This is a genomic window from Nonomuraea sp. WAC 01424 (assembly GCF_003947315.1).
GTDB classification, from domain to species: domain Bacteria; phylum Actinomycetota; class Actinomycetes; order Streptosporangiales; family Streptosporangiaceae; genus Nonomuraea; species Nonomuraea spiralis.
The window spans coordinates 19,063-41,461 of record NZ_QHHZ01000015.1; the positions used below are offsets into that span (position 1 = coordinate 19,063).

General features: G+C 70.2%; 22 protein-coding genes. 17 read left to right on the forward strand and 5 right to left on the reverse strand.

Annotation, left to right across the window (positions count from 1 at the left end; genetic code table 11):
* Positions 1 to 253 precede the first annotated feature (253 nt).
* The 4 genes from DMB42_RS35580 to pssA all read left to right on the forward strand — a co-directional run bounded on the left by DMB42_RS35580 (position 254) and on the right by pssA (position 4,077).
* Entirely contained in the window at positions 254 to 1,354 is a 1,101-nt protein-coding gene (locus DMB42_RS35580) for a glycosyltransferase family 4 protein (RefSeq protein ID WP_125642109.1), read from the forward strand.
* Between the two features lie 175 nt (positions 1,355 to 1,529).
* Positions 1,530 to 2,513, forward strand: coding sequence for a TerC family protein (locus tag DMB42_RS35585; RefSeq protein WP_125642111.1), 984 nt, complete (start codon positions 1,530 to 1,532; stop codon positions 2,511 to 2,513).
* Between the two features lie 108 nt (positions 2,514 to 2,621).
* A complete protein-coding gene (locus DMB42_RS35590; protein ID WP_185845030.1) occupies positions 2,622 to 3,263 on the forward strand; it encodes a phosphatidylserine decarboxylase in 642 nt (213 codons plus the stop codon).
* A complete protein-coding gene (gene pssA / locus DMB42_RS35595) occupies positions 3,250 to 4,077 on the forward strand; it encodes a CDP-diacylglycerol--serine O-phosphatidyltransferase (RefSeq protein WP_125642117.1) in 828 nt (275 codons plus the stop codon). Before DMB42_RS35590 ends, pssA begins: the two co-directional genes overlap by 14 nt.
* A 112-nt stretch (positions 4,078 to 4,189) precedes the next feature.
* Here the strand turns inward: pssA and DMB42_RS35600 are convergent, their stop codons facing one another.
* Positions 4,190 to 4,846 (reverse strand): MBL fold metallo-hydrolase, encoded by a 657-nt coding sequence (locus DMB42_RS35600; RefSeq protein WP_125642120.1) that lies wholly within the window; start codon positions 4,844 to 4,846, stop codon positions 4,190 to 4,192.
* Complete coding sequence (locus DMB42_RS35605; protein ID WP_125642123.1) at positions 4,843 to 5,634, reverse strand: maleylpyruvate isomerase family mycothiol-dependent enzyme; 792 nt, start codon at positions 5,632 to 5,634, stop codon at positions 4,843 to 4,845. Before DMB42_RS35605 ends, DMB42_RS35600 begins: the two co-directional genes overlap by 4 nt.
* A 216-nt stretch (positions 5,635 to 5,850) precedes the next feature.
* Here DMB42_RS35605 and uvrA point away from each other — a divergent pair, with 216 nt between their 5' ends.
* On the forward strand, positions 5,851 to 8,691 hold the full coding sequence (gene uvrA, locus DMB42_RS35610; RefSeq protein ID WP_125642126.1) for an excinuclease ABC subunit UvrA: 2,841 nt from the start codon (positions 5,851 to 5,853) through the stop codon (positions 8,689 to 8,691).
* Between the two features lies 1 nt (position 8,692).
* Here the strand turns inward: uvrA and DMB42_RS35615 are convergent, their stop codons facing one another.
* A complete protein-coding gene (locus tag DMB42_RS35615) occupies positions 8,693 to 9,409 on the reverse strand; it encodes a DUF2306 domain-containing protein (RefSeq protein WP_125642129.1) in 717 nt (238 codons plus the stop codon).
* A gap of 220 nt (positions 9,410 to 9,629) precedes the next feature.
* Here DMB42_RS35615 and DMB42_RS35620 point away from each other — a divergent pair, with 220 nt between their 5' ends.
* The 7 genes from DMB42_RS35620 to whiA all read left to right on the forward strand — a co-directional run bounded on the left by DMB42_RS35620 (position 9,630) and on the right by whiA (position 16,061).
* Positions 9,630 to 10,046, forward strand: coding sequence for a Rieske (2Fe-2S) protein (locus DMB42_RS35620; RefSeq protein ID WP_260478144.1), 417 nt, complete (start codon positions 9,630 to 9,632; stop codon positions 10,044 to 10,046).
* A gap of 118 nt (positions 10,047 to 10,164) precedes the next feature.
* On the forward strand, positions 10,165 to 10,620 hold the full coding sequence (locus DMB42_RS35625) for a Rieske (2Fe-2S) protein (protein ID WP_125642132.1): 456 nt from the start codon (positions 10,165 to 10,167) through the stop codon (positions 10,618 to 10,620).
* Positions 10,621 to 10,696: 76 nt separating this feature from the next.
* On the forward strand, positions 10,697 to 11,119 hold the full coding sequence (locus DMB42_RS35630) for a Rieske (2Fe-2S) protein (RefSeq protein ID WP_260478145.1): 423 nt from the start codon (positions 10,697 to 10,699) through the stop codon (positions 11,117 to 11,119).
* An 82-nt stretch (positions 11,120 to 11,201) separates the two neighbouring features.
* Positions 11,202 to 13,130 carry an excinuclease ABC subunit UvrC gene (uvrC, locus tag DMB42_RS35635; RefSeq protein ID WP_396984645.1) on the forward strand — a complete coding sequence of 643 codons (1,929 nt, stop codon included), beginning with the start codon at positions 11,202 to 11,204 and terminating at the stop codon, positions 13,128 to 13,130.
* Positions 13,131 to 13,173: 43 nt separating this feature from the next.
* Positions 13,174 to 14,040 (forward strand): RNase adapter RapZ, encoded by an 867-nt coding sequence (rapZ, locus tag DMB42_RS35640; protein ID WP_125642141.1) that lies wholly within the window; start codon positions 13,174 to 13,176, stop codon positions 14,038 to 14,040.
* 11 nt (positions 14,041 to 14,051) lie between these two features.
* Positions 14,052 to 15,008 carry a uridine diphosphate-N-acetylglucosamine-binding protein YvcK gene (yvcK, locus tag DMB42_RS35645; protein ID WP_185845049.1) on the forward strand — a complete coding sequence of 319 codons (957 nt, stop codon included), beginning with the start codon at positions 14,052 to 14,054 and terminating at the stop codon, positions 15,006 to 15,008.
* Positions 15,009 to 15,080: 72 nt separating this feature from the next.
* The gene (gene whiA / locus DMB42_RS35650) at positions 15,081 to 16,061 is read left to right on the forward strand and encodes a DNA-binding protein WhiA (protein ID WP_125642144.1); all 981 of its coding nucleotides are present in this window, start codon (positions 15,081 to 15,083) and stop codon (positions 16,059 to 16,061) included.
* A gap of 84 nt (positions 16,062 to 16,145) precedes the next feature.
* On the opposite strand, the gene DMB42_RS35655 is transcribed toward whiA, so the two are convergent.
* The gene (locus DMB42_RS35655) at positions 16,146 to 16,793 is read right to left on the reverse strand and encodes a hypothetical protein (protein WP_125642146.1); all 648 of its coding nucleotides are present in this window, start codon (positions 16,791 to 16,793) and stop codon (positions 16,146 to 16,148) included.
* Positions 16,794 to 16,975: 182 nt separating this feature from the next.
* Here DMB42_RS35655 and gap point away from each other — a divergent pair, with 182 nt between their 5' ends.
* The 5 genes from gap to DMB42_RS35680 all read left to right on the forward strand — a co-directional run bounded on the left by gap (position 16,976) and on the right by DMB42_RS35680 (position 20,738).
* Positions 16,976 to 17,980, forward strand: coding sequence for a type I glyceraldehyde-3-phosphate dehydrogenase (gene gap, locus DMB42_RS35660; RefSeq protein WP_125642149.1), 1,005 nt, complete (start codon positions 16,976 to 16,978; stop codon positions 17,978 to 17,980).
* A 37-nt stretch (positions 17,981 to 18,017) separates the two neighbouring features.
* Entirely contained in the window at positions 18,018 to 19,205 is a 1,188-nt protein-coding gene (locus tag DMB42_RS35665) for a phosphoglycerate kinase (RefSeq protein ID WP_312024782.1), read from the forward strand.
* Between the two features lies 1 nt (position 19,206).
* Positions 19,207 to 19,989 carry a triose-phosphate isomerase gene (tpiA, locus tag DMB42_RS35670; protein WP_125642155.1) on the forward strand — a complete coding sequence of 261 codons (783 nt, stop codon included), beginning with the start codon at positions 19,207 to 19,209 and terminating at the stop codon, positions 19,987 to 19,989.
* A gap of 99 nt (positions 19,990 to 20,088) precedes the next feature.
* A complete protein-coding gene (gene secG / locus DMB42_RS35675; protein WP_090942947.1) occupies positions 20,089 to 20,319 on the forward strand; it encodes a preprotein translocase subunit SecG in 231 nt (76 codons plus the stop codon).
* A 74-nt stretch (positions 20,320 to 20,393) separates the two neighbouring features.
* On the forward strand, positions 20,394 to 20,738 hold the full coding sequence (locus tag DMB42_RS35680; protein ID WP_103961760.1) for an RNA polymerase-binding protein RbpA: 345 nt from the start codon (positions 20,394 to 20,396) through the stop codon (positions 20,736 to 20,738).
* Between the two features lie 49 nt (positions 20,739 to 20,787).
* On the opposite strand, the gene DMB42_RS35685 is transcribed toward DMB42_RS35680, so the two are convergent.
* Positions 20,788 to 22,392 carry an amidohydrolase gene (locus DMB42_RS35685; RefSeq protein WP_125642158.1) on the reverse strand — a complete coding sequence of 535 codons (1,605 nt, stop codon included), beginning with the start codon at positions 22,390 to 22,392 and terminating at the stop codon, positions 20,788 to 20,790.
* Positions 22,393 to 22,399: the final 7 nt, after the last annotated feature.

Below are 22,399 nucleotides of genomic sequence, written 5' to 3' on the forward strand. Positions count from 1 at the left end.
CGTAGGGTCCCGGGGGCTGATCCGCGCAGGGCCCTGCTGCGGGCGGGTGGTTTTCCCGGAGGTCTCGTTCTTCTGTGATGGCGGGTGTGGTGGCTTTCGACGGCCCGAAAGCTGACCGGCTTCCTGGGTCCTTCCGTCTCGGGGAGCGGCGGGGCCGATGGGCTTCGGGGGTGGCAGTGAGGGGATCGGGCTACGGTTCTGGTTCGGGCTGCGGGTGTGGCTCGGGGTTCTCGTGAGGGCGAAGGAGCGGGGCGTGCGGGTGGCTTTTGTGGTGGGGACCACATCGGGTGGTACGGGACGGCACGTACGCATGCTGGTCGAGGGCCTGGTACGCCGCGGGCACCAGGTGGCCGTGGTTGGGCCGGGGAGCGTAGAGAAGGCGTTCTCCTATCGGGAGGCCGGGGCCGCGTTCGCCGAGGTGCCGGTCTCCGATCGGCCGCATCCGTTCAACGACCTGCGGGCGGTGTTCGCGATCCGGCGGCTCACGCGGGATGCCGACGTCGTGCACGCCCATGGATTGCGAGCCGGGGCCCTGGCGGGGCTGGCGCTCAGCGGGGCAGGACGCCGGCGGGCGGGCTCTGGGAGATTGGTGGTGACGTTGCACAATGCGTTGACCGCTGGTGGATTTGTCGGGTTCGTCTACGGGGTGCTGGAGCGGGTGGTCGCGCGGCGGGCCGATCGGGTGCTGGTGGTCTCGCCGGACCTGGGGGAGCGGATGACCGCCCTGGGAGCTCGACAGGTGGCGGACGCGGTCGTGCCCGCGCCCGCGTTGCGGCCCGCCCGCCGTACCCCCGACGAGGTCCGGGAGGAACTGGGGGCGGGAGATCGGCCTCTGGTGCTCACCGTCGGCAGGCTCGCCCAGCAGAAGGGGTTCGACACCCTGCTGGAGGTGGCGGCGGGGCCCTGGGAGGCGCCGGTGCCTCTGTTCGCCGTCGCGGGGGAGGGGCCGCTGCGGACGGAGCTCCAGGAGCGGATCCGGGAGCGGGGGCTTCCGGTGCTGCTCCTGGGCGACCGGGACGACGTCCCCGACCTGCTCGCGGCCGCCGCCGTCGTGGTCAACTGCAGCCGGTGGGAGGGGCTGCCGCTCAGCCTCAGCGAGGCGCTGATGGCGGGCAAGCCGGTGATCGCCTCCGCGGTCGGCGGGATCCCGTGGCTGGTCGGCGACGCCGGGACGCTGGTCCCGTACGGAGACGCCGAGGGGATGCGGGGCGCGCTGCGGAAGGTGCTCGCCGAGCCCGGGATCGCGCGGACGATGGCGGAGGCGGCGGCCAGGCGAGGGCGCGAGTTGCCGGACGGTGACGATGCCGTGGAGAGCGTGCTCGGGGTGTACGAGGCCGCAAGATCGATTGGATGAAAGGTCAAGATGTCGGCGTATACTGCGTGGGTTAGGGAGGGGAGTATCCCTTCGCGACAGCCCCGTCATCACGGTGCAGCCCCGATCCACGGGGCCCCCGGGGCTGCCGGTCCGCGTTCTCGGCGGGCGGGAGAGACCTCCGGCAATGAGTCATGCATGCCGGAGGTTGTGAACCGTGACCGTACCCTTGTGGGCCTGGATCGCCGTCATCGGCGGTCTGTTGGTCGTCCTCGCCTTTGACCTGTGGATCGTCGACCGCGGTGAAGCCCGTGAGTTCTCCATGCGGCAGGCCGGATATTGGGTCACCTTCTATGTCGCCCTGGCCGCGTTGTTCGGCGTGGGGTTGTGGGCCACGTTCGGGGCCGACAAGGCGGGGGAGTTCTTCGCCGGGTACATCACTGAATACAGCTTGAGCGTCGACAACCTGTTCATCTTCTTCATCATCATGAGCCGGTTCGCGGTGCCGCGGGCCTACCAGCACAAGGTGCTGCTCGTCGGCATCGTGCTCGCGCTGGTCATGCGCGGCATCTTCATCGCCCTCGGGGCCGCCGCGCTCGAACGGTTCAGCTGGCTCTTCTACGTCTTCGGCGCCTTCCTCGTCTACACCGCCGTCAACCTGATCCGGCAGCACCTCAAGGGCGAGGAAGAGGAGTTCAACGAGAACGTCCTGCTCAGGTGGGTACGCCGGGCGTTCCCGACCACCGAGGGGTACGCCGGCTCCAAGGTCACCGTCAAGATCGACGGCCGCCGCATGGTGACGCCCATGCTGATCGTGATGGTCGCCATCGGGACCACCGACCTGCTGTTCGCCCTCGACTCGATTCCGGCCATCTTCGGGCTCACCCAAGACCCCTACGTCGTCTTCACGGCCAACGCATTTGCCCTGATGGGGCTGCGTCAGCTTTACTTCCTGCTGGGTGGGTTGCTGCAGCGGCTCGTCTACATCAGCTATGGTTTGGCGTTCATCCTCGGGTTCATCGGGGTTAAGCTGATAATGGAGGCGTTGCATGCCAGCGGCGTCTCCTGGGCACCCGAAATTCCCATCTGGGTGTCGCTCACGGTCATCGGCTCCACCATGGCGATCACCACGGTGGCGAGCCTGATCAAAGCCCGCATGATGAGCGGCGAGGGCGAGCAAACGCACCCGGAGCAGGTCTAGCGAAACGGCTATCGAGGGGCTTTGCTTGTGTAGTTGCGCCGTGTAATAGTTGCGAGTTCCGTAACGGCATGGCAAAGCGCCTAGTCCAGTCACCACCAAAGGTTGTACGTGTCAGACGATTCTGCTAAGCCGAGCCGCGTCAGGCTCGCACGCGGGGTCTCCCCGTGGCTCCTCCCGACGGCGGCCGCGGCGGCCGCCACCGCGCTGCTGACGCGCCGAGACCGGCGCTGGGCCCTGGCGGCGGCGCCGCTGGGCGCGCTCACCGGTGGCATGCTCTGGTTCTTCCGCGACCCCGACCGCACTCCGGGCCGGGGGCGCATCCTGTCGCCGGCCGACGGCGTGGTGCAGAGCATCGACCCCTGGCCGGACGGCCGCACCCGGGTCGCGATCTTCATGAGCCCCCTGAACGTGCACGTCAATCGTGCCCCTCTTGCGGGAAATGTCACCTCCGTGCAGCATGTGGCAGGTGGGTTCCTGCCGGCGTTCAACAAGGACAGCGACCAGAACGAACGCGTGGTGTGGCATTTCGAGACCGCGCTGGGTGACATCGAGATGGTGCAGATCGCGGGCGCGGTGGCGCGCCGGATCGTGCCGTACCTGAGCGCCGGGGCCAAGGTGACGCAGACTGAGCGCATCGGTCTGATCCGGTTCGGCTCGCGGGTCGACATCTACCTTCCCGAAGGCATCTCGCCCGCGGTCACCGTGGGCGAGAAGACGGTTGCGGGGGTGACCAGAATTGACCACGGCTGACGCCGGCAGCTGGCAGGCGGGCGAGGACGAGCCGCGCGGTCCCGTGGGCAAGGCGTTCCGCCTGTCCGCCGCCGACTCGCTCTCGCTGGGCAACGCGGTCTGCGGGTTCCTCGCGGTCTGCGTGCTCGCCTATTCGGCGATCCAGCAGCTCACGGTCGCGGACGGCAAGTTCACGCCCACGCCGAGCTACTTCGCCACCGCCATCGTCCTGCTGCTCATCGGCGCGACCTGCGACCTGTTCGACGGTCTCGTCGCGCGGCGCTTCCGCGCCTCGGCGATGGGCGCCGAGCTGGACAACCTGGCCGACGTGATCAGCTTCGGGTTCGCGCCCGCGTTCATGGTCGTGATCTGGGGTGTCGGCGCGCCGCCTTCGGTGCCGTTCATCGCGGTGGTCACCGCCGCCGCGGCCGTGCTGGTCGCCGGTGTCGTACGCCTGGCCCGCTTCGCCTGCGTCAAGACCAAGAGCGGCGACTTCATGGGCCTGCCCATCCCGATGGGCGCCATGACCGTGATCTCGATCGTGCTGCTGTTCCAGCCGAGCATCTGGGCGCTGTTCGCGGTGCTCGGCGTGGCCTGGCTGATGGTCAGTCGCATCGAGTACCCCAAGCCGAAGGGACAGCTCGCGGCGGTCGTCCTCGGGTGGATCATGGTGAACGTGGCGTTCCTCACGTTCTGGGTCGCCTGGCCGGAAGGCGGCGACCTGCCGATCAAGATCGGCGCGAGCATGCAGATCGCGCTCGTGGCGGCGATCCCGCTGCGCATGTTGTTCTACAAGCGGGAGCTGCGCAAGGAAGCCGAGCGGATCGGCAACTAGGCGATTTTTCGTCCATCTTCGGTGTTGATGGACTCATGTCGCCAGGCCGCGTGCGGACACGCCGCGGCGCAGACCGGCCAGGGCGGGATCGCCCTGGCCGCGGGCCGATGAGCTACCAGCCCCTGGCCTTCCATTCCGGCAGTGAGGGACGCTCGGCGCCGAGCGTGGTGTCCTTGCCGTGGCCGGGGTAGACCCAGGTGTCGTCGGGCAGGCGGTCGAAGATCCGCTCGACCACGTCGGTGTAGAGGCGCTCGAAACGTTCGGGGTCCTTGCCGGTGTTGCCCACGCCGCCGGGGAACAGGGAGTCGCCGGTGAACAGGTGGTGGCCGTCGGGGCCGCCGTCGTACAGCAGGGCGATCGAACCCGGGGTGTGGCCGCGCAGGTGGATGACCTCCAGGCTGACCGGGCCGAGCGAGATCGTGTCGCCGTGGCCGACCGTGCGGACCGCCGGGACGGGCAGGGCGGGCGCGTCGAGCGGGTGGGCGATCACCTCGGCGCCCGTGACCCTGGTGACCTGTTCGAGGGCCTGCCAGTGGTCGCCGTGCTGGTGGGTGGTGACGATCGCGCCGAGCGGCTGGTCGCCCACGAGCGCCAGCAGCCGGTCGGCGTCGGCGGCGGCGTCGATCAGCAGCTCGTCGCCGGTCTCGGTGGAACGCAGCAGGTAGGCGTTGTTGTCGTGAGGGCCGACCGCCAGCTTGGAGATGGTCAGGGCGGGCAGCTCGCGCACATCGGCGGGGCCGCCGACCCGGACGTCGCCGGTGTAGGTCATGGATAGTCCTTCGGGGGCGTCGCGGGCAGGTCAGCGGGGGCCGGCATCGTCAGCCACGGTGGCGGCTCGGGGAGGAGCGCGCCACCGTCACCAGGCGTCGACGACTGCCCCGCGGGCACCAGGGTAACGCCCCGGCCATCCGACCTTCCCGTCAACCAGGCCAGCATGTCGGCGGGCGCGCCCCGGACGGCGGGGCCCTGACCGAGGTTGCGCCACCTTTGCCCCGGCTCGCCCGTCAGGACGACCTCGCTCACCGTTCCATGGCCGTACGGCCACGAAAGGCGCAGGTCGTGCAGTTCGCGGCGGACGAACGTCTCCGGCCAGTCGCGGGGGCCGTACCCGGTGCCCAGGTCCACGTGGTGCATGCCGACTTCGCGTAGGCGGCGTATCAGGACGTACCAGGCGGGATGCGTGGGCGGCCGCAGGCCCTGGACCGTCGCGGACCACGCCTCGTACGGCAGGTCGCGGATCGCGGCGGCCAGGCGGTCCGCGCTGTCCTCCAGGTCGGCCAGGTGCCGCGCGGCCGGCCGGGCCGCGGCGGCCCCGATCTCGGCGCTCCGCGCCTCCGGCGAGGGGTACTGCGGGGTCTCGATCCCCGTCCTGGCCCAGGTCGGCAGGTTGAGATGGGAACGGGCGTTGCCCGCCACGTGGGCCAGCACATGGCCCCTGGTCCAGCCGGGCAGCAGGGACGGCGCGGCGACGTCGGCGTCGGACAGGGACGCGGCCGTGGCCAGCAGCCGGTCGGTCGCGGCGGCGAGTTCGGCCTGTACAGCGGGCAGAACGGTCATGTCTTGATATTTCCCATCTAGGGTGTCCGTCGTGTGGGCAGGGCATAAAGCAGCAGGTCAACTGGTTGACTCTCAAAGGGCTCCTGCCGACGCGGGAGATGGCCGTAACCTGTGAGGGACGGTTTTCGGGGGCCGGGAAGCGGGTCGCCGAAAATGTCGGTGCCCCCGTCTACCATCCCCCGTGGACCTATCCGCCTTTCGACCTCCGGGATCGCCGTGGCAGACCGCCTGATCGTGCGTGGTGCACGAGAACACAACCTCAAGGACGTCTCGCTCGACCTGCCGCGAGACTCTCTGATCGTCTTCACCGGCCTGTCCGGCTCTGGCAAGTCGAGCCTGGCCTTCGACACGATCTTCGCTGAGGGGCAGCGGCGCTACGTCGAGTCCTTGTCGGCCTACGCCCGCCAGTTCCTCGGCCAGATGGACAAGCCAGACGTCGACTTCATCGAGGGCCTGTCGCCCGCGGTGTCCATCGACCAGAAGGCCACCAGCAAGAACCCCCGCTCGACCGTCGGCACCATCACCGAGGTCTACGACTACCTGCGGCTGCTGTGGGCGCGCATCGGCAAGCCCCACTGTCCCGCCTGCGGCCGTCCGATCGCGCGGCAGATGCCGCAGCAGATCGTCGACCGCGTGATGGACCTGGAGGAGGGCACCCGTTTCCAGGTGCTCGCCCCCGTCGTCCGCGGCCGCAAGGGCGAGTACGCCGAGCTGTTCCGCGAGCTGCAGACCAAGGGCTTCGCCCGGGCCAGGGTCGACGGCACGGTCGTGCGGCTGGAGGAGCCGCCGACGCTGAAGAAGTACGAGAAGCACGACATCGAGGTCATCGTCGACCGCCTGTCGGTCAAGGAGTCCTCGCGGCGCCGGCTCACCGACTCCGTCGAGACCGCGTTGCAGCTGTCCGGCGGCACGATCACGCTGGAGTTCGTCGACCTGCCGGAAGACGACCCGGGCCGTGAGCGCTTCTACTCCGAGCACCTCTACTGCCCCTACGACGACCTGTCGTTCGAGGAGCTGGAGCCGCGCTCGTTCTCCTTCAACTCGCCCTTCGGCGCCTGCCCCGAGTGCACCGGCCTCGGCACCAAGATGGAGGTCGACCCCGACCTGGTGGTGCCCGACCCCGAGCGCACGCTCGGCGACGGCGCGCTGCACCCGTGGTCGGGCGGCCACACCAGCGAGTACTTCGTCAGGTTGATCGAGGCGCTCGGCCTGACGGTCGGGTTCACCCTCGACACGCCGTGGGAGCGGCTGCCCAAGAAGGCCCAGAAGTCGCTGCTGTTCGGCCACGAGGAGCAGGTGCACGTCCGCTACAGCAACCGCTACGGTCGCCAGCGCTCCTACTACACGACCTTCGACGGCGTCATCCCCTGGGTGCAGCGCCGGCACGCCGAGGCCGAGAGCGACGCCACGCGCGAGCGCTTCGAGGGCTACATGCGCGAGATCCCGTGCCCGGCCTGCAAGGGCGCCAGGCTCAAGCCGGTCACCCTCGCCGTCACGGTCGACGACCGGTCGATCGCCGAGGTCGCGGCCATGTCCATCGGCGAGTGCGCGAAGTTCCTGGCCGAGCTCAAGCTGTCCGACCGCGACATGCAGATCGCCGAGCGGGTGGTCAAGGAGATCAACGCCCGCATGGGCTTCCTGCTCGACGTCGGCCTCGACTACCTCACCATGGACCGCGCCGCGGCCACCCTCGCCGGCGGCGAGGCGCAGCGCATCCGGCTGGCCACGCAGATCGGCTCGGGCCTGGTCGGTGTCCTCTACGTGCTGGACGAGCCGTCCATCGGGCTGCACCAGCGTGACAACATGCGCCTGCTCGACACGCTGATCAGGCTGCGCGACATGGGCAACACGCTGATCGTCGTCGAGCACGACGAGGACACCATCGCCGCCGCCGACTGGGTGGTCGACATCGGGCCGGGCGCCGGCGAGCACGGCGGCCAGGTCGTCGTGTCCGGCACCGTCCAGGAGCTCCTCGCCAGCGAGGAGTCGATGACGGGCCAGTACCTGTCGGGCCGCCGTAGCATCCCGATCCCGCCCAAGCGCCGCAAGCGCGACAAGAAGCGGCAGATCACCGTCAAGGGCGCGCGCGAGCACAACCTCAAGGGCGTCGACATCGAGTTCCCGCTGGGCATGTTCACCGCGGTGACCGGGGTGTCCGGGTCCGGCAAGTCGACGCTGGTCAACGACATCCTCTACAACGCGCTGGCCAAGGAGCTCAACGGGGCCCGCACGGTGCCGGGGCGCCACTCCCGCATCAACGGCATGGACCAGGTGGACAAGGTCGTCCACGTCGACCAGTCGCCGATCGGGCGTACGCCGCGTTCCAACCCGGCCACGTACACCGGGGTGTTCGACCATGTGCGCAAGCTGTTCGCGCAGACGGCCGAGGCGAAGGTGCGCGGCTACCAGCCGGGGCGCTTCAGCTTCAACGTCAAGGGCGGGCGCTGCGAGGCGTGCGCGGGCGACGGCACCATCAAGATCGAGATGAACTTCCTGCCCGACGTCTACGTCCCCTGCGAGGTCTGCCACGGCGCCCGCTACAACCGGGAGACGCTGGAGGTCCACTACAAGGGCAAGACGATCTCCGAGGTCCTCGACATGCCGATCGAGGAGGCGCTGGGCTTCTTCGAGGCGATCCCGGCGATCAAGCGCCACCTGCAGACGCTCAACGACGTCGGCCTGGGCTACGTACGGCTCGGGCAGCCGGCCACCACGCTGTCCGGCGGCGAGGCCCAGCGCGTCAAGCTCGCCTCCGAGCTGCAGCGCCGCCAGACCGGCCGGACGATCTACGTGCTCGACGAGCCCACCACCGGCCTGCACTTCGAGGACATCCGCCGGCTGCTCGGGGTGCTCGGGCGGCTGGTCGACGGCGGCAACACGGTGATCGTCATCGAGCACAACCTCGACGTCATCAAGACCGCCGACTGGATCATCGACATGGGCCCCGAAGGCGGGTCCCGCGGCGGCACGCTGGTCGCCGCGGGCATCCCCGAGGAGGTGGCTCTGGTCAACGAGAGCCACACCGGGCGTTTCCTGCGGAAGATCCTCTCGCTCTGAGTCACACGGCGGCTTGGGCGCGGCGGCGACGTCTGGCGGCGTCGCCGCGCTCCAGCCACCACTCGGCCAGCAGCAGCGGCAGCACCCAGCCCAGCCAGGCGCTCAGCGCGCCCACGGTCCCGGCCAGCAGTTCCTGGTCGCCGTGGAAGGTCGTGTCGAGCTGCGGGGACAGGGTGATCACGAACACCGCGCCCCACAGGCGGTTGGTGATGATGGACATCGTCAGGGCGAAGCTGCGGATCATCCACCTGCGGTGATCGACGAACCTGCGCTGCCTGGCCATCCGCCAGCCCGCCACCGTGCAGCCCAGCCACACCAGGGCCAGCACCACGCCGCTGGCCCTGGTCACCGGGCCGAAGGGCGTGGCCAGGCTGACCACCAGGCCGAGCAGGCCGCCGGGCAGACAGCCGCCGAAGACGTACACACGGCCGATGAGACGGTGGGCGCGGGGGTGGCGGGCGCGGAACCACGGCCAGACCTGCAGACAGCAGGAGATCATCGCGATCGAGCCGAAGATGACATGTAAGGAGAGCACCGCGAAGTGCGGTGGGAAGGAGCCGGGGGCCGGCACCCTGGACCTGCTCGGGTCCAGCGACAGGTAGGGCGGCAGGGAGAAGGCGACGAACGCGATCGCCACCACCACGAGCGGAGCCACCCACGGGCGGCGCCACCAGCGCGGCTTGGACGTGTCGGGCGCGGGGGTCTCGGTGAGAGTCATGCGCCCAGGCTCGGCCGCCGTGCTGACCGCGGGCATACCGCGTGCTGACCGATCGCCGTCCGCTCCTTGACCGGCCCGGCCCTCGCGGCGGTCACCCGATGGGCGGACCGAGGGGTGGGGCCAATAAAGTTGACGCACGGGTAATGGCCTGACCTGCTGGGGGTCGGCGGAGACGCGAAGGGTCGGCTAATTCATGACGGTAACGAATCAGGGCGAAGCCATGCCCGAAAACGACAGCGGGCTCGGCCGCCGCGAGATGCTCGGCGTGGCGGGGATCGCCGCGTGCGGGCTGGCGCTGGCCGGGTGCGGCGCGGGTGACGCCAAGGCGCAGCAGGTGTCGACGATCAAGGGCAAGGTCATCGCCAAGACGGCGGACGTGCCCGTCGGCGGCGGCAAGCTCGTGAACGAGTGGAAGATCGTGGTGACGCAGCCCACGCAGGGCGTCTACAAGGCGTACAGCGCGGTCTGCACGCACAAGGGGTGCATGGTCGGCACGCCCAAGGACAACGTCATCACGTGCGCGTGCCACGGCAGCGAGTTCGCCGCCGACAGCGGCAAGGCCACCAAGGGGCCGGCGACCGCGCCGCTGACCGTCTACCAGGTCAAGGTCGAGGGCGACGGCATCGTCGTGGTCTGAGGACGGATCGCTTCTGGGTAATTGTGCGTGGTTCGCGGGATTCGACTCGTTCAGGCTGAACCGGTGCCGGGGCGCCGGCCGTACCTGGAGATGAGACCGAGACCTGGGAGGACGCACCATGACGGAAACGACGCGCCGGACGGTCATGCTCGGCGCCGGAGGCGCCGGGCTCGCGGCGGTTCTGACGGCGTGCGCGAGCTACGGTTCGCCGACGACGGCCGCGAACGAGGCGCCGGCCGCCGAGGAGCCGTCGTCGGAGCCCACGAAGAAGGCGGCGAAGAAGAAGCCCAAGGCGCTGGCCGACACCGGCGACATCCAGGTCGGCGGCGGCAAGGTCTTCAAGGACCAGAAGGTCGTGGTGACCCAGCCGGCGGAGGGGGAGTTCAAGGCGTTCACGGCGATCTGCACCCACGCGGGCTGCACGGTCGCCGCCGTCTCGAACGGGACCATCAACTGCCCCTGCCACGGCAGCAAGTTCAAGATCGAGGACGGTTCGGTGGCCGACGGGCCCGCCGGCGAGCCGCTCGCCGAGAAGAAGATCACCGTGGCCGACGGCAAGATCAGACTCGCCTAATCCCCATCTCATGAATTTCTCACCTGCCTGCGGTTGGGTGGGACGCATGGGAGATGACCTTCGAAGCCGTAGGGCAGTGATAGCGGGCGTGGGCGCGGCCGGGCTGGCCCTGGCCATCAGCGCCTGCGGCGGGAGCGCCGAGACACCGGCCGCCACGGCCCCCGACGCGGGCGGCCAGTCGAGCGCCCCGCAGTCCAGCGCCCCGCAGGCCGGTGGCGCGCTCGCCAAGACCGCCGACATCCCCGTCGGCGGCGGTACGGTCTTCAAGGACCAGAAGATCGTGGTGACCCAGCCGACGGCGGGCGAGTTCAAGGCCTTCAGCGCGATCTGCACGCACAAGGGCTGCCCGGTGGGCAGCGTCGCCGACGGCGCGATCGTGTGCCCGTGCCACGGCAGCAAGTTCAACATCGCCGACGGCTCGGTCGCCGACGGACCGGCGGACAAGCCGCTGGCCGCCCAGCAGATCAAGGTGGAGGGCGACCAGATCACGCTCGCGTGACCCGGTCGGCCGGTGCGGTCCCGTCGTGCCGCCGGAAGGCTCGGCGGGCCGGCTTGTCGGTGGGGCCGACTACTCTTTGACCGTGGCGAGAGCAGCGGGCAGCCCCTTGAGTTTCCGGCCCATTCCAGGTTCGATCCCCGAGTCGCCGGGGGTCTACCGGTTCAGGGACGCGCACGGCCGGGTGATCTACGTCGGCAAGGCCAAGAGCCTGCGGCAGCGGCTCAACTCCTACTTCGCCGACTTCTCCGCGCTGCATCCGCGCACCCAGTCGATGCTGACCACGGCCGCCGACGTCGACTGGACCGTCGTCGGCACCGAGGTCGAGGCGCTGCAGCTCGAATACTCCTGGATCAAGGAGTTCGACCCGCGCTTCAACGTCAAGTACCGCGACGACAAGTCCTACCCCTACCTCGCGGTGACGATGGGGGAGGACTTCCCGCGGGTGCAGGTCCTGCGGGGCGCCAAGCGCAAGGGCACCCGCTACTTCGGCCCCTACTCGCACGCCTGGGCCATCCGCGAGACCGTCGACCTGCTGCTGCGCGTCTTCCCGGTGCGCACGTGCAGCGCCGGGGTGTTCAAGCGGGCCGGGCAGATCGGCCGGCCGTGCCTGCTCGGCTACATCGACAAGTGCTCGGCGCCGTGCGTGGGCCGGGTGACCCCGCAGGAGCACCGCGAGCTGGCCGAAGACTTCTGCGACTTCATGGCGGGCAACACCACCCGTTTCATCAAGCGCCTCGAGAAGGACATGCGCGACGCCGCCGGCGAGCAGGAGTACGAGCGGGCGGCCCGGCTGCGCGACGACATCCAGGCGCTCCAGCGGGCCCTGGAGAAGCAGGCCGTGGTGCTCGGCGAGGCCACCGACGCCGACGTGATCGCGCTGGCCGAAGACCCGCTGGAGGCCGCCGTCCAGGTCTTCTACGTACGCGGGGGCCGCATCCGGGGGCAGCGGGGCTGGGTGGTCGACAAGGTCGAGGAGAACTCGCCCGGCGAGCTGGTCGAGCAGTTCCTGCTGCAGATGTACGGCGAGGCCGGCCCCGAGTCGATGCCGCGCGAGGTGCTCGTGCCCGCGTTGCCGCCCGACGCCGAGGCGGTGGCCGAGCTGCTGACCGAGCAGCGCGGGGCCCGGGTCGAGGTGCGCGTGCCGCAGCGTGGCGACAAGAAGTCGCTGATGGAGACCGTCGAGCGCAACGCCAAGGAGTCCCTGGCCCAGCACAAGATCCGCCGCGCCGGCGACCTGACCACGCGCAGCAAGGCGCTGCAGGAGATCGCCGACGCGCTCGACCTCGACCAGGCGCCGCTGCGCGTCGAGTGCTACGACGTCTCCCACCTTCAGGGCGAGAACGTCGTGGCGTCCATGGTGGTCTTCGAGGATGGTCTGGCGCGCAAGAGCGAATACCGGCGCTTCGCGGTCCGTACCAAGGAGGGCGACGTCGCCTCGATCTACGAGGTGATCATGCGGCGGTTCCGCCGCTACCTGGAGGAACGTTCGGCCACCGGCGAGCTGGCCGCCGAGGACGACGACGGCCACGGGCCCATCGACCCCGAGACCGGCAGGCCGCGCAAGTTCGCCTACCCGCCCAACCTGGTCGTCGTCGACGGCGCGGGCCCCCAGGCGGCCGCCGCGCAGCGGGCGCTCGACGAGCTCGGCATCGACGACGTCTCGGTGTGCGGCCTGGCCAAGCGGCTGGAGGAGGTGTGGTTGCCCGGAGACGACCAGCCGGTGATCATGCCTCGTTCAAGTGAGGGTCTCTACCTGCTGCAACGCGTGCGCGACGAAGCACACAGGTTCGCCATCACCTACCATCGTTCCAAGAGGTCCAAGACGGTGAAGGAGAGCGCGCTCGACAGCGTGCCGGGCCTCGGGCCGGCGCGCAGGCAGGCGTTGCTCAAGCACTTCGGCTCCGTCAAGAAGCTACGCGAGGCCAGCGCGGCCGAGATCTGCGAGGTGCCCGGCATCGGGCCGTCCATCGCGGAGGTCATCGTGTCGACGCTGAAGGGAGAGACATCGTGAACACCCGCGAGGGAGCGCAGGTGTCGGCGAACGGAGTGAGGCCATGAGCACCGAGCCGGCGTTCGTCATCGTCACCGGCATGTCCGGGGCGGGGCGCAGCACGGCCGCCAAGGCGCTGGAAGACCTGGGGTGGTTCGTCATCGACAACCTGCCGCCGGGGCTGCTGTTCGCGATGGCCGAGGAGGCGGGCAAGGTCAAGCTGGCCGCCGACAAGGTGGCCGCGGTCGTCGACGTGCGCAGCCTGGCCTTCACCACCGACCTCAACGCGGCCATCGAGGAGCTGGAGGGCCGTGGCGTGCGCGTACGGGTCGTCTTCCTCGAGGCCAGCGACGAGGAGCTGGTGCGCAGGTTCGAGAACGTCCGCAGGCCCCACCCGCTGCAGGGCGAGGGCCGCCTGGTCGACGGCATCACCCGCGAGCGCGGCATCCTGCGCGAGGTGCGGGCCAACGCCGACCTGGTGATCGACACCTCGTCCCACAACGTGCACGACCTGCGTAACAAGATCGTCGCCTACTTCGGCGGCGAGGACCGTCCCGGGCTGCGGCTCAACGTCGTCTCGTTCGGGTTCAAGTACGGCCTGCCGGTCGACGCCGACCTCGTCGTCGACTGCCGTTTCCTGCCCAACCCCCACTGGGTGCCCGAGCTGCGGCCGATGAACGGCCTCGACGCGCCGGTCAGCGACTACGTGCTCGGCCAGCCGGGCGCCAAGGAGTTCCTCGACGCCTACGAGGAGGTCCTGCAGGTGGTGGCCAACGGCTACACCCGCGAGGGCAAGAGCTACGCGACCCTGGCGGTGGGCTGCACGGGCGGCAAGCACCGCAGTGTGGCCATGGCCGAGCAGGTCGCCGCCCGCCTGCCCGACCGCGGCATGGAGGTCCAGGTGAGTCACCGGGATGTGGGGCGGGAGTGACCCATGAACGTATGGAGGCGGCCCTTCCCCACCCGCTGAACGGCCCCCGTGTGGTGGCCCTGGGCGGCGGCCACGGCCTGTACGCCTCGCTGTCGGCCTTACGGGTCGTCACCGACCGGCTGACGGCCGTGGTGACCGTGGCCGACGACGGCGGCTCCAGCGGCCGGTTGCGCCGCGAGCTCGGCGTGCTGCCGCCCGGCGACCTGCGGATGGCCCTGGCCGCGCTGTGCGGCGACGACGAGTGGGGCATCACCTGGAGCGAGGTCGTCCAGCACCGTTTCCGCAGTGAGGGCGACCTGCACGGCCACGCCGTGGGCAACCTGCTCATCGTGGCGCTGTGGGAGCTGCTCGGCGACTCGGTGGCCGGGCTCGACTGGGTCGGCCGGCTGCTCGGCGCGCACGGCAGGGTGTTGCCGATGGCCTCGGTCCCGCTCGACATCGTGGCCGAGGTGGAGCTCGACGGCGTCACCTCGACCGTGCGCGGGCAGGTCGCCTGCGCGCTGACCCCCGGCCGGGTGCAGGCCATCTCCCTGGTCCCCGAAGACCCGCCCGCGCGGCCCGAGGCGGTCGCGGCGGTGCAGGAGGCCGACTGGCTCGTGTTCGGGCCGGGTTCGTGGTTCACCAGCGTGCTGCCGCACCTGAAGGTGCCCGAGCTGGCCCGTGCGCTGCACGAGAGCAGGGCCCGGCGGCTCGTCACGCTCAACCTGGCCCCCCAGCCCGGCGAGACCGACGACTTCTCCCCCCAGCAACACCTGGACGTGCTCCGCCAGCACGCCCCCGACCTGGCCTTCGACATCGTGCTCGCCGACACCGGCGTGGTCGACGACCTCGACGCCCTGGACAAGGCCGCGGCCGCCCTCGGCGCCCGGCTCGTCCTGGCCGACGTGGCCGCGGCCGACGGCTCGCCCCGGCATGACCCACGACGTCTTGCCTCCGTCCTGGACGAGATTTTCCTCCAGAAGCGTTGATCCTGGTCGGCGTGGCGCGAAGGTGCGAGAGACTGGCGAGAGCCGGTCTGAATGGGGGAAGGACTAACGCTTATGGCGATGACAGGTGTGGTGAAGGACGAACTGAGCCGCCTGCCGGTGCTGAAGCCGTGCTGCCGCAAGGCGGAGGTTTCCACGCTGCTGCGGTTCGCCAGCGGCCTGCACCTGGTGGGCGGGCGCATCGTGATCGAGGCCGAGCTCGACACCAACGCCACCGCGCGGCGGCTGATCAAGGACATCGGCGAGGTGTTCGGGCACAAGGCCGAGGTGCTCGTGCTGGCGCCGGCCGGGCTGCGCAAGGGCTCGCGCTACGTGGTGCGCGTCTACCGCGACGGTGAGGCGCTGGCCCGGCAGACGGGCCTGATCGACAATCACGGGCGTCCGGTGCGCGGCCTGCCCCGGCAGGTGGTGGCGGGCGCGGCCTGCGACGCGGAGGCGGCCTGGCGCGGCGCCTTCCTGGCGCACGGCTCGCTGACCGAGCCGGGGCGTTCGATGTCCCTGGAGGTCACCTGCCCGGGGCCCGAGGCGGCGCTCGCGCTGGTGGGCTCGGCGCGGCGGCTGAAGATCCACGCCAAGGCCAGGGAGGTGCGCGGCGTCGACCGGGTCGTGGTCCGCGACGGCGACGCGATCAGCGCGCTGCTCACCCGGCTTGGCGCGCACGACAGCGTGCTGGCCTGGGAGGAGCGCCGGATGCGGCGCGAGGCGGCGGCGACCGCCAACCGGCTGGCCAACTTCGACGACGCCAACCTGCGGCGCTCGGCCCGGGCGGCCGTCGCGGCGGGCGCGCGGGTGCAGCGGGCGCTGGAGATCCTCGGCGAGGAGGCGCCGGACCACCTGGTGGTCGCCGGACGGCTGCGGGTGGAGCACAAGCAGGCGTCGCTGGAGGAGCTGGGGCAGATCGCCGACCCGCCGCTGACGAAGGACGCCATCGCCGGGCGCATCAGGCGGCTGCTGGCGATGGCCGACAAGCGCGCCTCCGACCTGGGCATCCCCAACACCGAGGCCAACCTCACCGTCGACATGCTGGCCCCGTAGCCGCCCTGCCGCCGTGCGGGCGCGCGCGACGCCGTTCCGGGACTCCCCCATCCCGTACGGCTGCGCACGCGCCCCTCGCGGCGGTCAGTCCTTGGCGGGCTTGCGCGGTGTGAACAGGTCGCCGCCACCCGCCTGCTGGGCCGGCGCCTGCGCGGGCTCGAACGGCGCCCGGTACTCCTGCTCGGGCTCGTCCGTCGTCTCCGCGGCCGGTTCGGCCCGGTCGGCCCGGCGTACGCGCAGGACGCGCAGCGTGACCAGCAGGAGCGCGGCCACGGCCGCCACCGCGATGTACAACCACATCTGCCACGTCTGCGCCGGCGGCTCACGGTAGACCGCCAGGGCGTGGGGAAGTCCCTCGCCGGCGTTGGCGGCCGTGATGTCACCGAACCGGGGGGAGGAGTGCGTGCCGGACGCGGGTGCGCGCCGGGCGGCGCCGATCATGATGGACGCGCCCGAGATCTGGCCCCCGGCCACGGCGGCGGCCGCGTACAGGGCGGCCACCACCGGCAGCGCCCGGTTGCGTGGCCTGGCCGCGCCCACGGCCAGGGCGACCAGCAGCGCGATCACGAGCGACAGCGTGACCGACAGCGCGTGGCCGTTGCCCAGCGTGGCCACGGCCCTCGGCAGCCGGTCCTGGAAGAGCACCGCGAACCCCAGCCCCGCCGCGCACACCAGCGTGGCGACCAGCCCCGCGATCAGTCCAGGAAGCAGGCCGGACCGCTTATGTGACATCTCAGCCCCCAGAGAATGCACGAATTTACTCCGACGAGTCGGGCACTTTACTCGAAGCTCGCAAATTACGCCGCCCGAACGGGGATACGCAGGGCGGCACCTGCAGTGGTCTAAACCAATTTGGGTCCGATAGTGTTCGTGGTTGAGATTCAACCGCCATCTGTTCGAGGAGATCGGTTTCCGTGAGCATCCGCGTAGGCGTCAACGGCTTCGGCCGCATCGGTCGCAACTTCTGGCGTGCGGTCGCCGCCAGCGGCAAGGACATCGAGATCGTCGCGGTCAACGACCTGACCGACAACGCGACGCTCGCCCACCTGCTGAAGTACGACAGCATCCTGGGCCGCCTGCCGTACGAGGTGAAGTCCTCCAGCGACGAGATCACCGTCGACGGCAAGGCGATCAAGGTGTTCGCGGAGCGCGACCCGGCCAAGCTGCCCTGGGGCGACCTCGGCGTCGACGTCGTGGTGGAGTCGACCGGCCTGTTCACCGACGCCAACAAGGCCAGGGTGCACGCCGAGAACGGCGCCAAGAAGGTCATCATCTCCGCGCCCGCCAAGAACGAGGACGTCACGGTCGTGATGGGCGTCAACGACGGCGACTACGACCCGGCCAGCCACACGATCATCTCCAACGCGTCCTGCACCACCAACTGCCTGGCCCCGATGGCGAAGGTCATCCACGACACCTTCACCATCGAGAAGGGTCTGATGACCACGATCCACGCCTACACCCAGGACCAGAACCTCCAGGACGGCCCGCACAAGGACCTGCGCCGCGCCCGCGCCGCCGCCCTCAACGTGGTGCCCACCTCCACCGGCGCCGCCAAGGCCATCGGCCTGGTCCTGCCCGAGCTCAAGGGCAAGCTCGACGGCTTCGCCATGCGCGTGCCGATCCCCACCGGCTCGGCCACCGACCTCACCGTCGACGTCAGCCGCGAGGTCACCGTCGAGGAGGTCAACGCCGCGGTCAGGGCCGCCGCCGAGGGCCCGCTCAAGGGCATCCTCAGCTACACCGAGGACGAGATCGTCTCCTCCGACATCGTCACCGACCCCCACTCCTGCATCTTCGACGCCGGCCTCACCAAGGTCATCGGCAACCAGGTCAAGGTCGTCGGCTGGTACGACAACGAGTGGGGCTACTCCAACCGCCTCGCCGACCTGATCGAGCTGGTCGGCCGCGGCCTGTGAGCGTGGTCAGGGCCGAGGCGGGAACAGGAGCATGAGCATGCGCACGCTCGACGATCTCGACGTCAAGGGGCGGCGCGTGCTCGTGCGCGCCGACCTCAACGTCCCGCTCGACGGGGAGACGATCACCGACGACGGCCGCATCCGCGCGTCGGTGCCGACGATCCAGGCGCTGGCCGGACGTGGCGCCAAGGTCGTCGTCTGCGCCCACCTGGGCAGGCCCAAGGGCCAGGCCAACCCGAAGTACTCGCTCCGGCCGGTGGCCACCAGCCTGGTCGAGCTGCTCGGCCAGGACGTCGCCTTCGCCGCCGACGTGGTCGGTGACAGCGCGCGCGAGACGGTCGAGGCCCTCCAGGAGGGCCAGGTCGCCCTGCTGGAGAACCTGCGCTACGAGCCGGGCGAGGAGTCCAAGGACGACGCCGCCCGCGGCGCGTTCGCCGAGAAGCTGGCCGCGCTGGCCGAGCTCTACGTCGGCGACGGGTTCGGCGCGGTGCACCGCAAGCACGCCAGCGTCTACGACGTGCCCAAGCTGCTGCCGCACGCGGCCGGCGGGCTGATCGTGGCCGAGGTCGAGGTGCTGCGCAGGCTGACCGAGGACACCGAGCGTCCCTACGTGGTCGTCCTCGGCGGGGCGAAGGTCTCCGACAAGCTCGGCGTCATCGCCAACCTGCTGACCAAGGTCGACCGGCTGCTGATCGGCGGCGGCATGGCCTACACCTTCCTCAAGGCCCAGGGCCACGAGGTGGGCCGCTCGCTGCTCCAGGAGGACCAGCTCGACCAGGTGCGCGGCTTCCTCGCCGAGGCCGGCAGGCGGGGCGTCGACCTCGTGCTGCCGGTCGACGTGCTGGCGGCCACCGGTTTCGCGGCCGACGCCGAGCACGACGTGGTCGAGGCCACGGCGATCCCGGCCGACCGCGAGGGGCTCGACATCGGGCCGAAGACGCGCGAGCTGTTCGCGAGCAAGCTGGCCGACGCCAAGACCGTCTTCTGGAACGGGCCGATGGGCGTGTTCGAGTTCGACGCGTTCTCCGACGGCACCCGTGCGGTGGCCGAGGCGCTGATCGGCTCCGGCGCCTTCACGGTGGTCGGCGGCGGCGACTCCGCGGCCGCCGTGCGCAGGCTGGGCCTGCCCGAGGACGGCTTCTCGCACATCTCCACCGGCGGCGGCGCCAGCCTGGAATACCTTGAAGGCAAGACCCTGCCCGGACTCGCGGCTCTGGAGGACTGAGATGGCCCAGCGCAAGCCGCTCATGGCCGGCAACTGGAAGATGAACCTCAACCACCTTGAGGCCATCGCCCTGGTCCAGAAGCTGGCCTTCGCGCTCAGCGACAAGGACTTCGACCGTACCGACGTCGCGGTGCTGCCGCCCTTCACCGACCTGCGCAGCGTGCAGACGCTGGTCGACGGCGACAAGCTGCGCATCGTCTACGGGGCCCAGGACCTGTCCCAGTACGACGGAGGCGCCTACACCGGCGAGGTGTCGGGCGTCATGCTGGCCAAGCTCGGCTGCACGTACGTGGTCATCGGCCACTCCGAGCGGCGCCAGTACCACGGTGAGGACGACGACCTCGTCAACGCCAAGGTGCAGGCGGCCTACCGGCACTCGCTCACGCCCATCCTGTGCGTGGGCGAGGGGCTGGCCGTACGCCAAGAGGGCGGCCACATCGCGCACAGTCTCGGCCAACTCGACGGCGCCCTGCGCAAAATCAGCGCCGAGCAGGCAAAATCGATAGTGGTGGCCTACGAGCCCGTGTGGGCGATCGGCACGGGCGAGGTGGCCACCCCGGAGGACGCCCAAGAGGTCTGCGGAGCGTTGCGGGTCAGACTCGCGGAGCTCTACGACCCCGAAGTGGCCTCCGCGGTCCGTATCCTTTACGGTGGCTCGGTCAAGTCCGGCAATATCGCGGGGATCATGGCTCAACCCGATGTCGACGGCGCGCTCGTGGGCGGTGCCAGCATCGATGCCGGGGAGTTCGCCAAGATCTGCCGATTCTCCGAATTGCCTGGCTAACTGAGTCGTTCTGAGGGTGCGACTTGACAACAGGCCGTACCCTCAAGAGGCAAGTTTGAATCGTCACGCGTAACAGAGCACTGAAGGAACAGGCATACCGTGGAAATCGGAATCTCCATCGCCCTCATCCTGGCGAGCGGTCTCATGATCCTGCTCGTCCTGCTCCACAAGGGCAAGGGTGGCGGCCTGTCTGACATGTTCGGCGGTGGCTTCTCGTCGAACTTCGGTGGTTCCTCGGTGGTGGAGCGCAACCTCGACCGGCTGACCGTCATCACGGGCACCGTCTGGTTCGTCTGCATCATCGCGCTCGGCCTGCTCATGAGGCCGTAAGACAACTGGTTAACGCGTGACAGTGATTCTCCCCCCGTGTCACGACGCGGGGCGATCGAGCGAGGAGTTCATCCGTGGGTAGTGGCAACGCGATCCGTGGCAGCCGAGTCGGCGCCGGCCCTATGGGGGAGGCCGAGCGCGGCGAGGCAGCTCCGAGAGTGCGGGTCTCGTTCTGGTGCGCCAACATGCACGAGACGCGCCCCAGTTTCGCCAGCGACGCGGCGGTCCCCGAGACATGGGACTGCCCCCGTTGCGGCCTCCCAGCCGGACAGGACGAGGAGGCACCGCCTGCCCCGCCCAAGAACGAGCCGTACAAGACGCACCTGGCCTACGTGAAGGAGCGCCGGAGCGACAAGGACGGCAAGGCGATCCTCGAGGAGGCACTGGAGCGCCTGCGCAACAACAAGTCCCCCTGGTAGGCGAGCCGTCCGAAGGGCCCCGGTGCTGGTCACCGGGGCCCTTCGCGCGTCATCGCCCGTGCACCGCCACGCCGTCGACGAACGTCATGCGCACCCGCGTCGTCCAGATGTCGGCCGGGGGCAGCTCGAAGGGGTCGCGGTCGAGCACGACCAGGTCGGCCGGGCGGCCGGGCTCGATCGCGCCGGCCGGCGAGCGGTTGATCCAGGCCGACCCCTCGGTGTACGCGCTCAGGGCGGTGGCCAGGTCGAGACGCTGGCCGGGCAGGAACGGCGTCTGCGCCGTCGGGTAGCCCGCGTGCACCGAACCACCAGGTTCGGTACGGTTCACCGCCACGTGCATGCCCTGGATCGGGTCCGGGTCGGAGACCGGCCAGTCGCTGCCCGCGCAGAACCGGGTGCCGTGCTCCTGGAGGTCCCTGAAGGGGTACTGCCACGACGAGCGCGGCTCACCCAGGAAGGGCAGCGTCAGCTCGTCCATCTGGGCGTGGTGGGTGGCCCACAGGGGTTGCAGGTTGGCCGTCACGCCCAGCGCGGCGAAGCGCGGCACGTCGGACGGCTCGATGATCTGCAGGTGGGCGATGTGGTGGCGGTTGGCCGGGTCGGTGCCCTCGAAACTGTCCAGGGCCTCGCGTACGGCCCGTTCGCCGATGGCGTGGAAGTGCACCTGGAAGCCGAGCCGGTCCAGCTCGGCCACGTACCCCTTGAGCTTGCCGGGGTCGATGTACGACAGGCCCGTGCCGCCGCACCGGCAGTACGGCTCCAGCGTCGCGGCGGTGAAGTTCTCCGCGATGCCGTCCTGCATGATCTTGATCGAGGTGGCCGCGAACCGGTCCAGTCCCTCGGCGGTGGCCCGCTTGCGGACCAGGTCCTCGATCTGCTCCTCGCCGCGCGTCCTGTCCCACCACAGCGCGCCCACCACGCGGGCGCGCAGCCGGCCCGCGCGGGCGGCCTCGACGTAGGTGGGAAGCTGGTCGTCCGAGCCGGCGTACGAGCCCACGATGGCGTCCTGCCAGCCGGTGACGCCCAGGGAGAACAGGTGCCGCTCGGCCTCCGCGAGGGCGCGCGCCTGGTCCTCGGCGGTGGGGCGGGGGGCCAGCAGGCCGACGAGGTCCATCGCGCCCTCGTGCAGGACGCCGGACGGGGTGCCGTCGGCTTCGCGCTCGATCCTGCCGTCGGCGGGGTCGGGGGTCTCCTTGGTGATGCCGGCCAGGTCGAGGGCGCGGGAGTTGACCCAGGCGGCGTGGTGGTCCCGCTGGATCAGGTAGGCGGGGCGGTCGAGGAAGTCGAGCTGGGAACGGTGGGGGAGGCCGTTGGGGAAGGCCGACATGTCCCAGCCTCCGCCGTCGATCCACGTTTTTTCGGGATTTTTCGTGGCGTAGTCGGAAATCTTGGCTATGTAGGTGTCTAGGCCGAAGATCTCGGACAAGTCGCACTTTGCTCGTTCGAGGCCGGCCTGCACCGGGTGCATGTGCGCGTCGATGAAGCCGGGCGTCAGCAGGCCGCCGTCCAGGTCGACGGTGTCGTGGCCGGGGGCGCTGCGGGACAGCTCGCCCTCCGGGCCCACGGCGGCGATCACCCCGTCCCGCACCAGCACGGCGTCGGGCCGTACGGCGCCGCCGACGAAGGCGCTTCCCCCGCGGAAGAGGATGTTCATGGGGTAC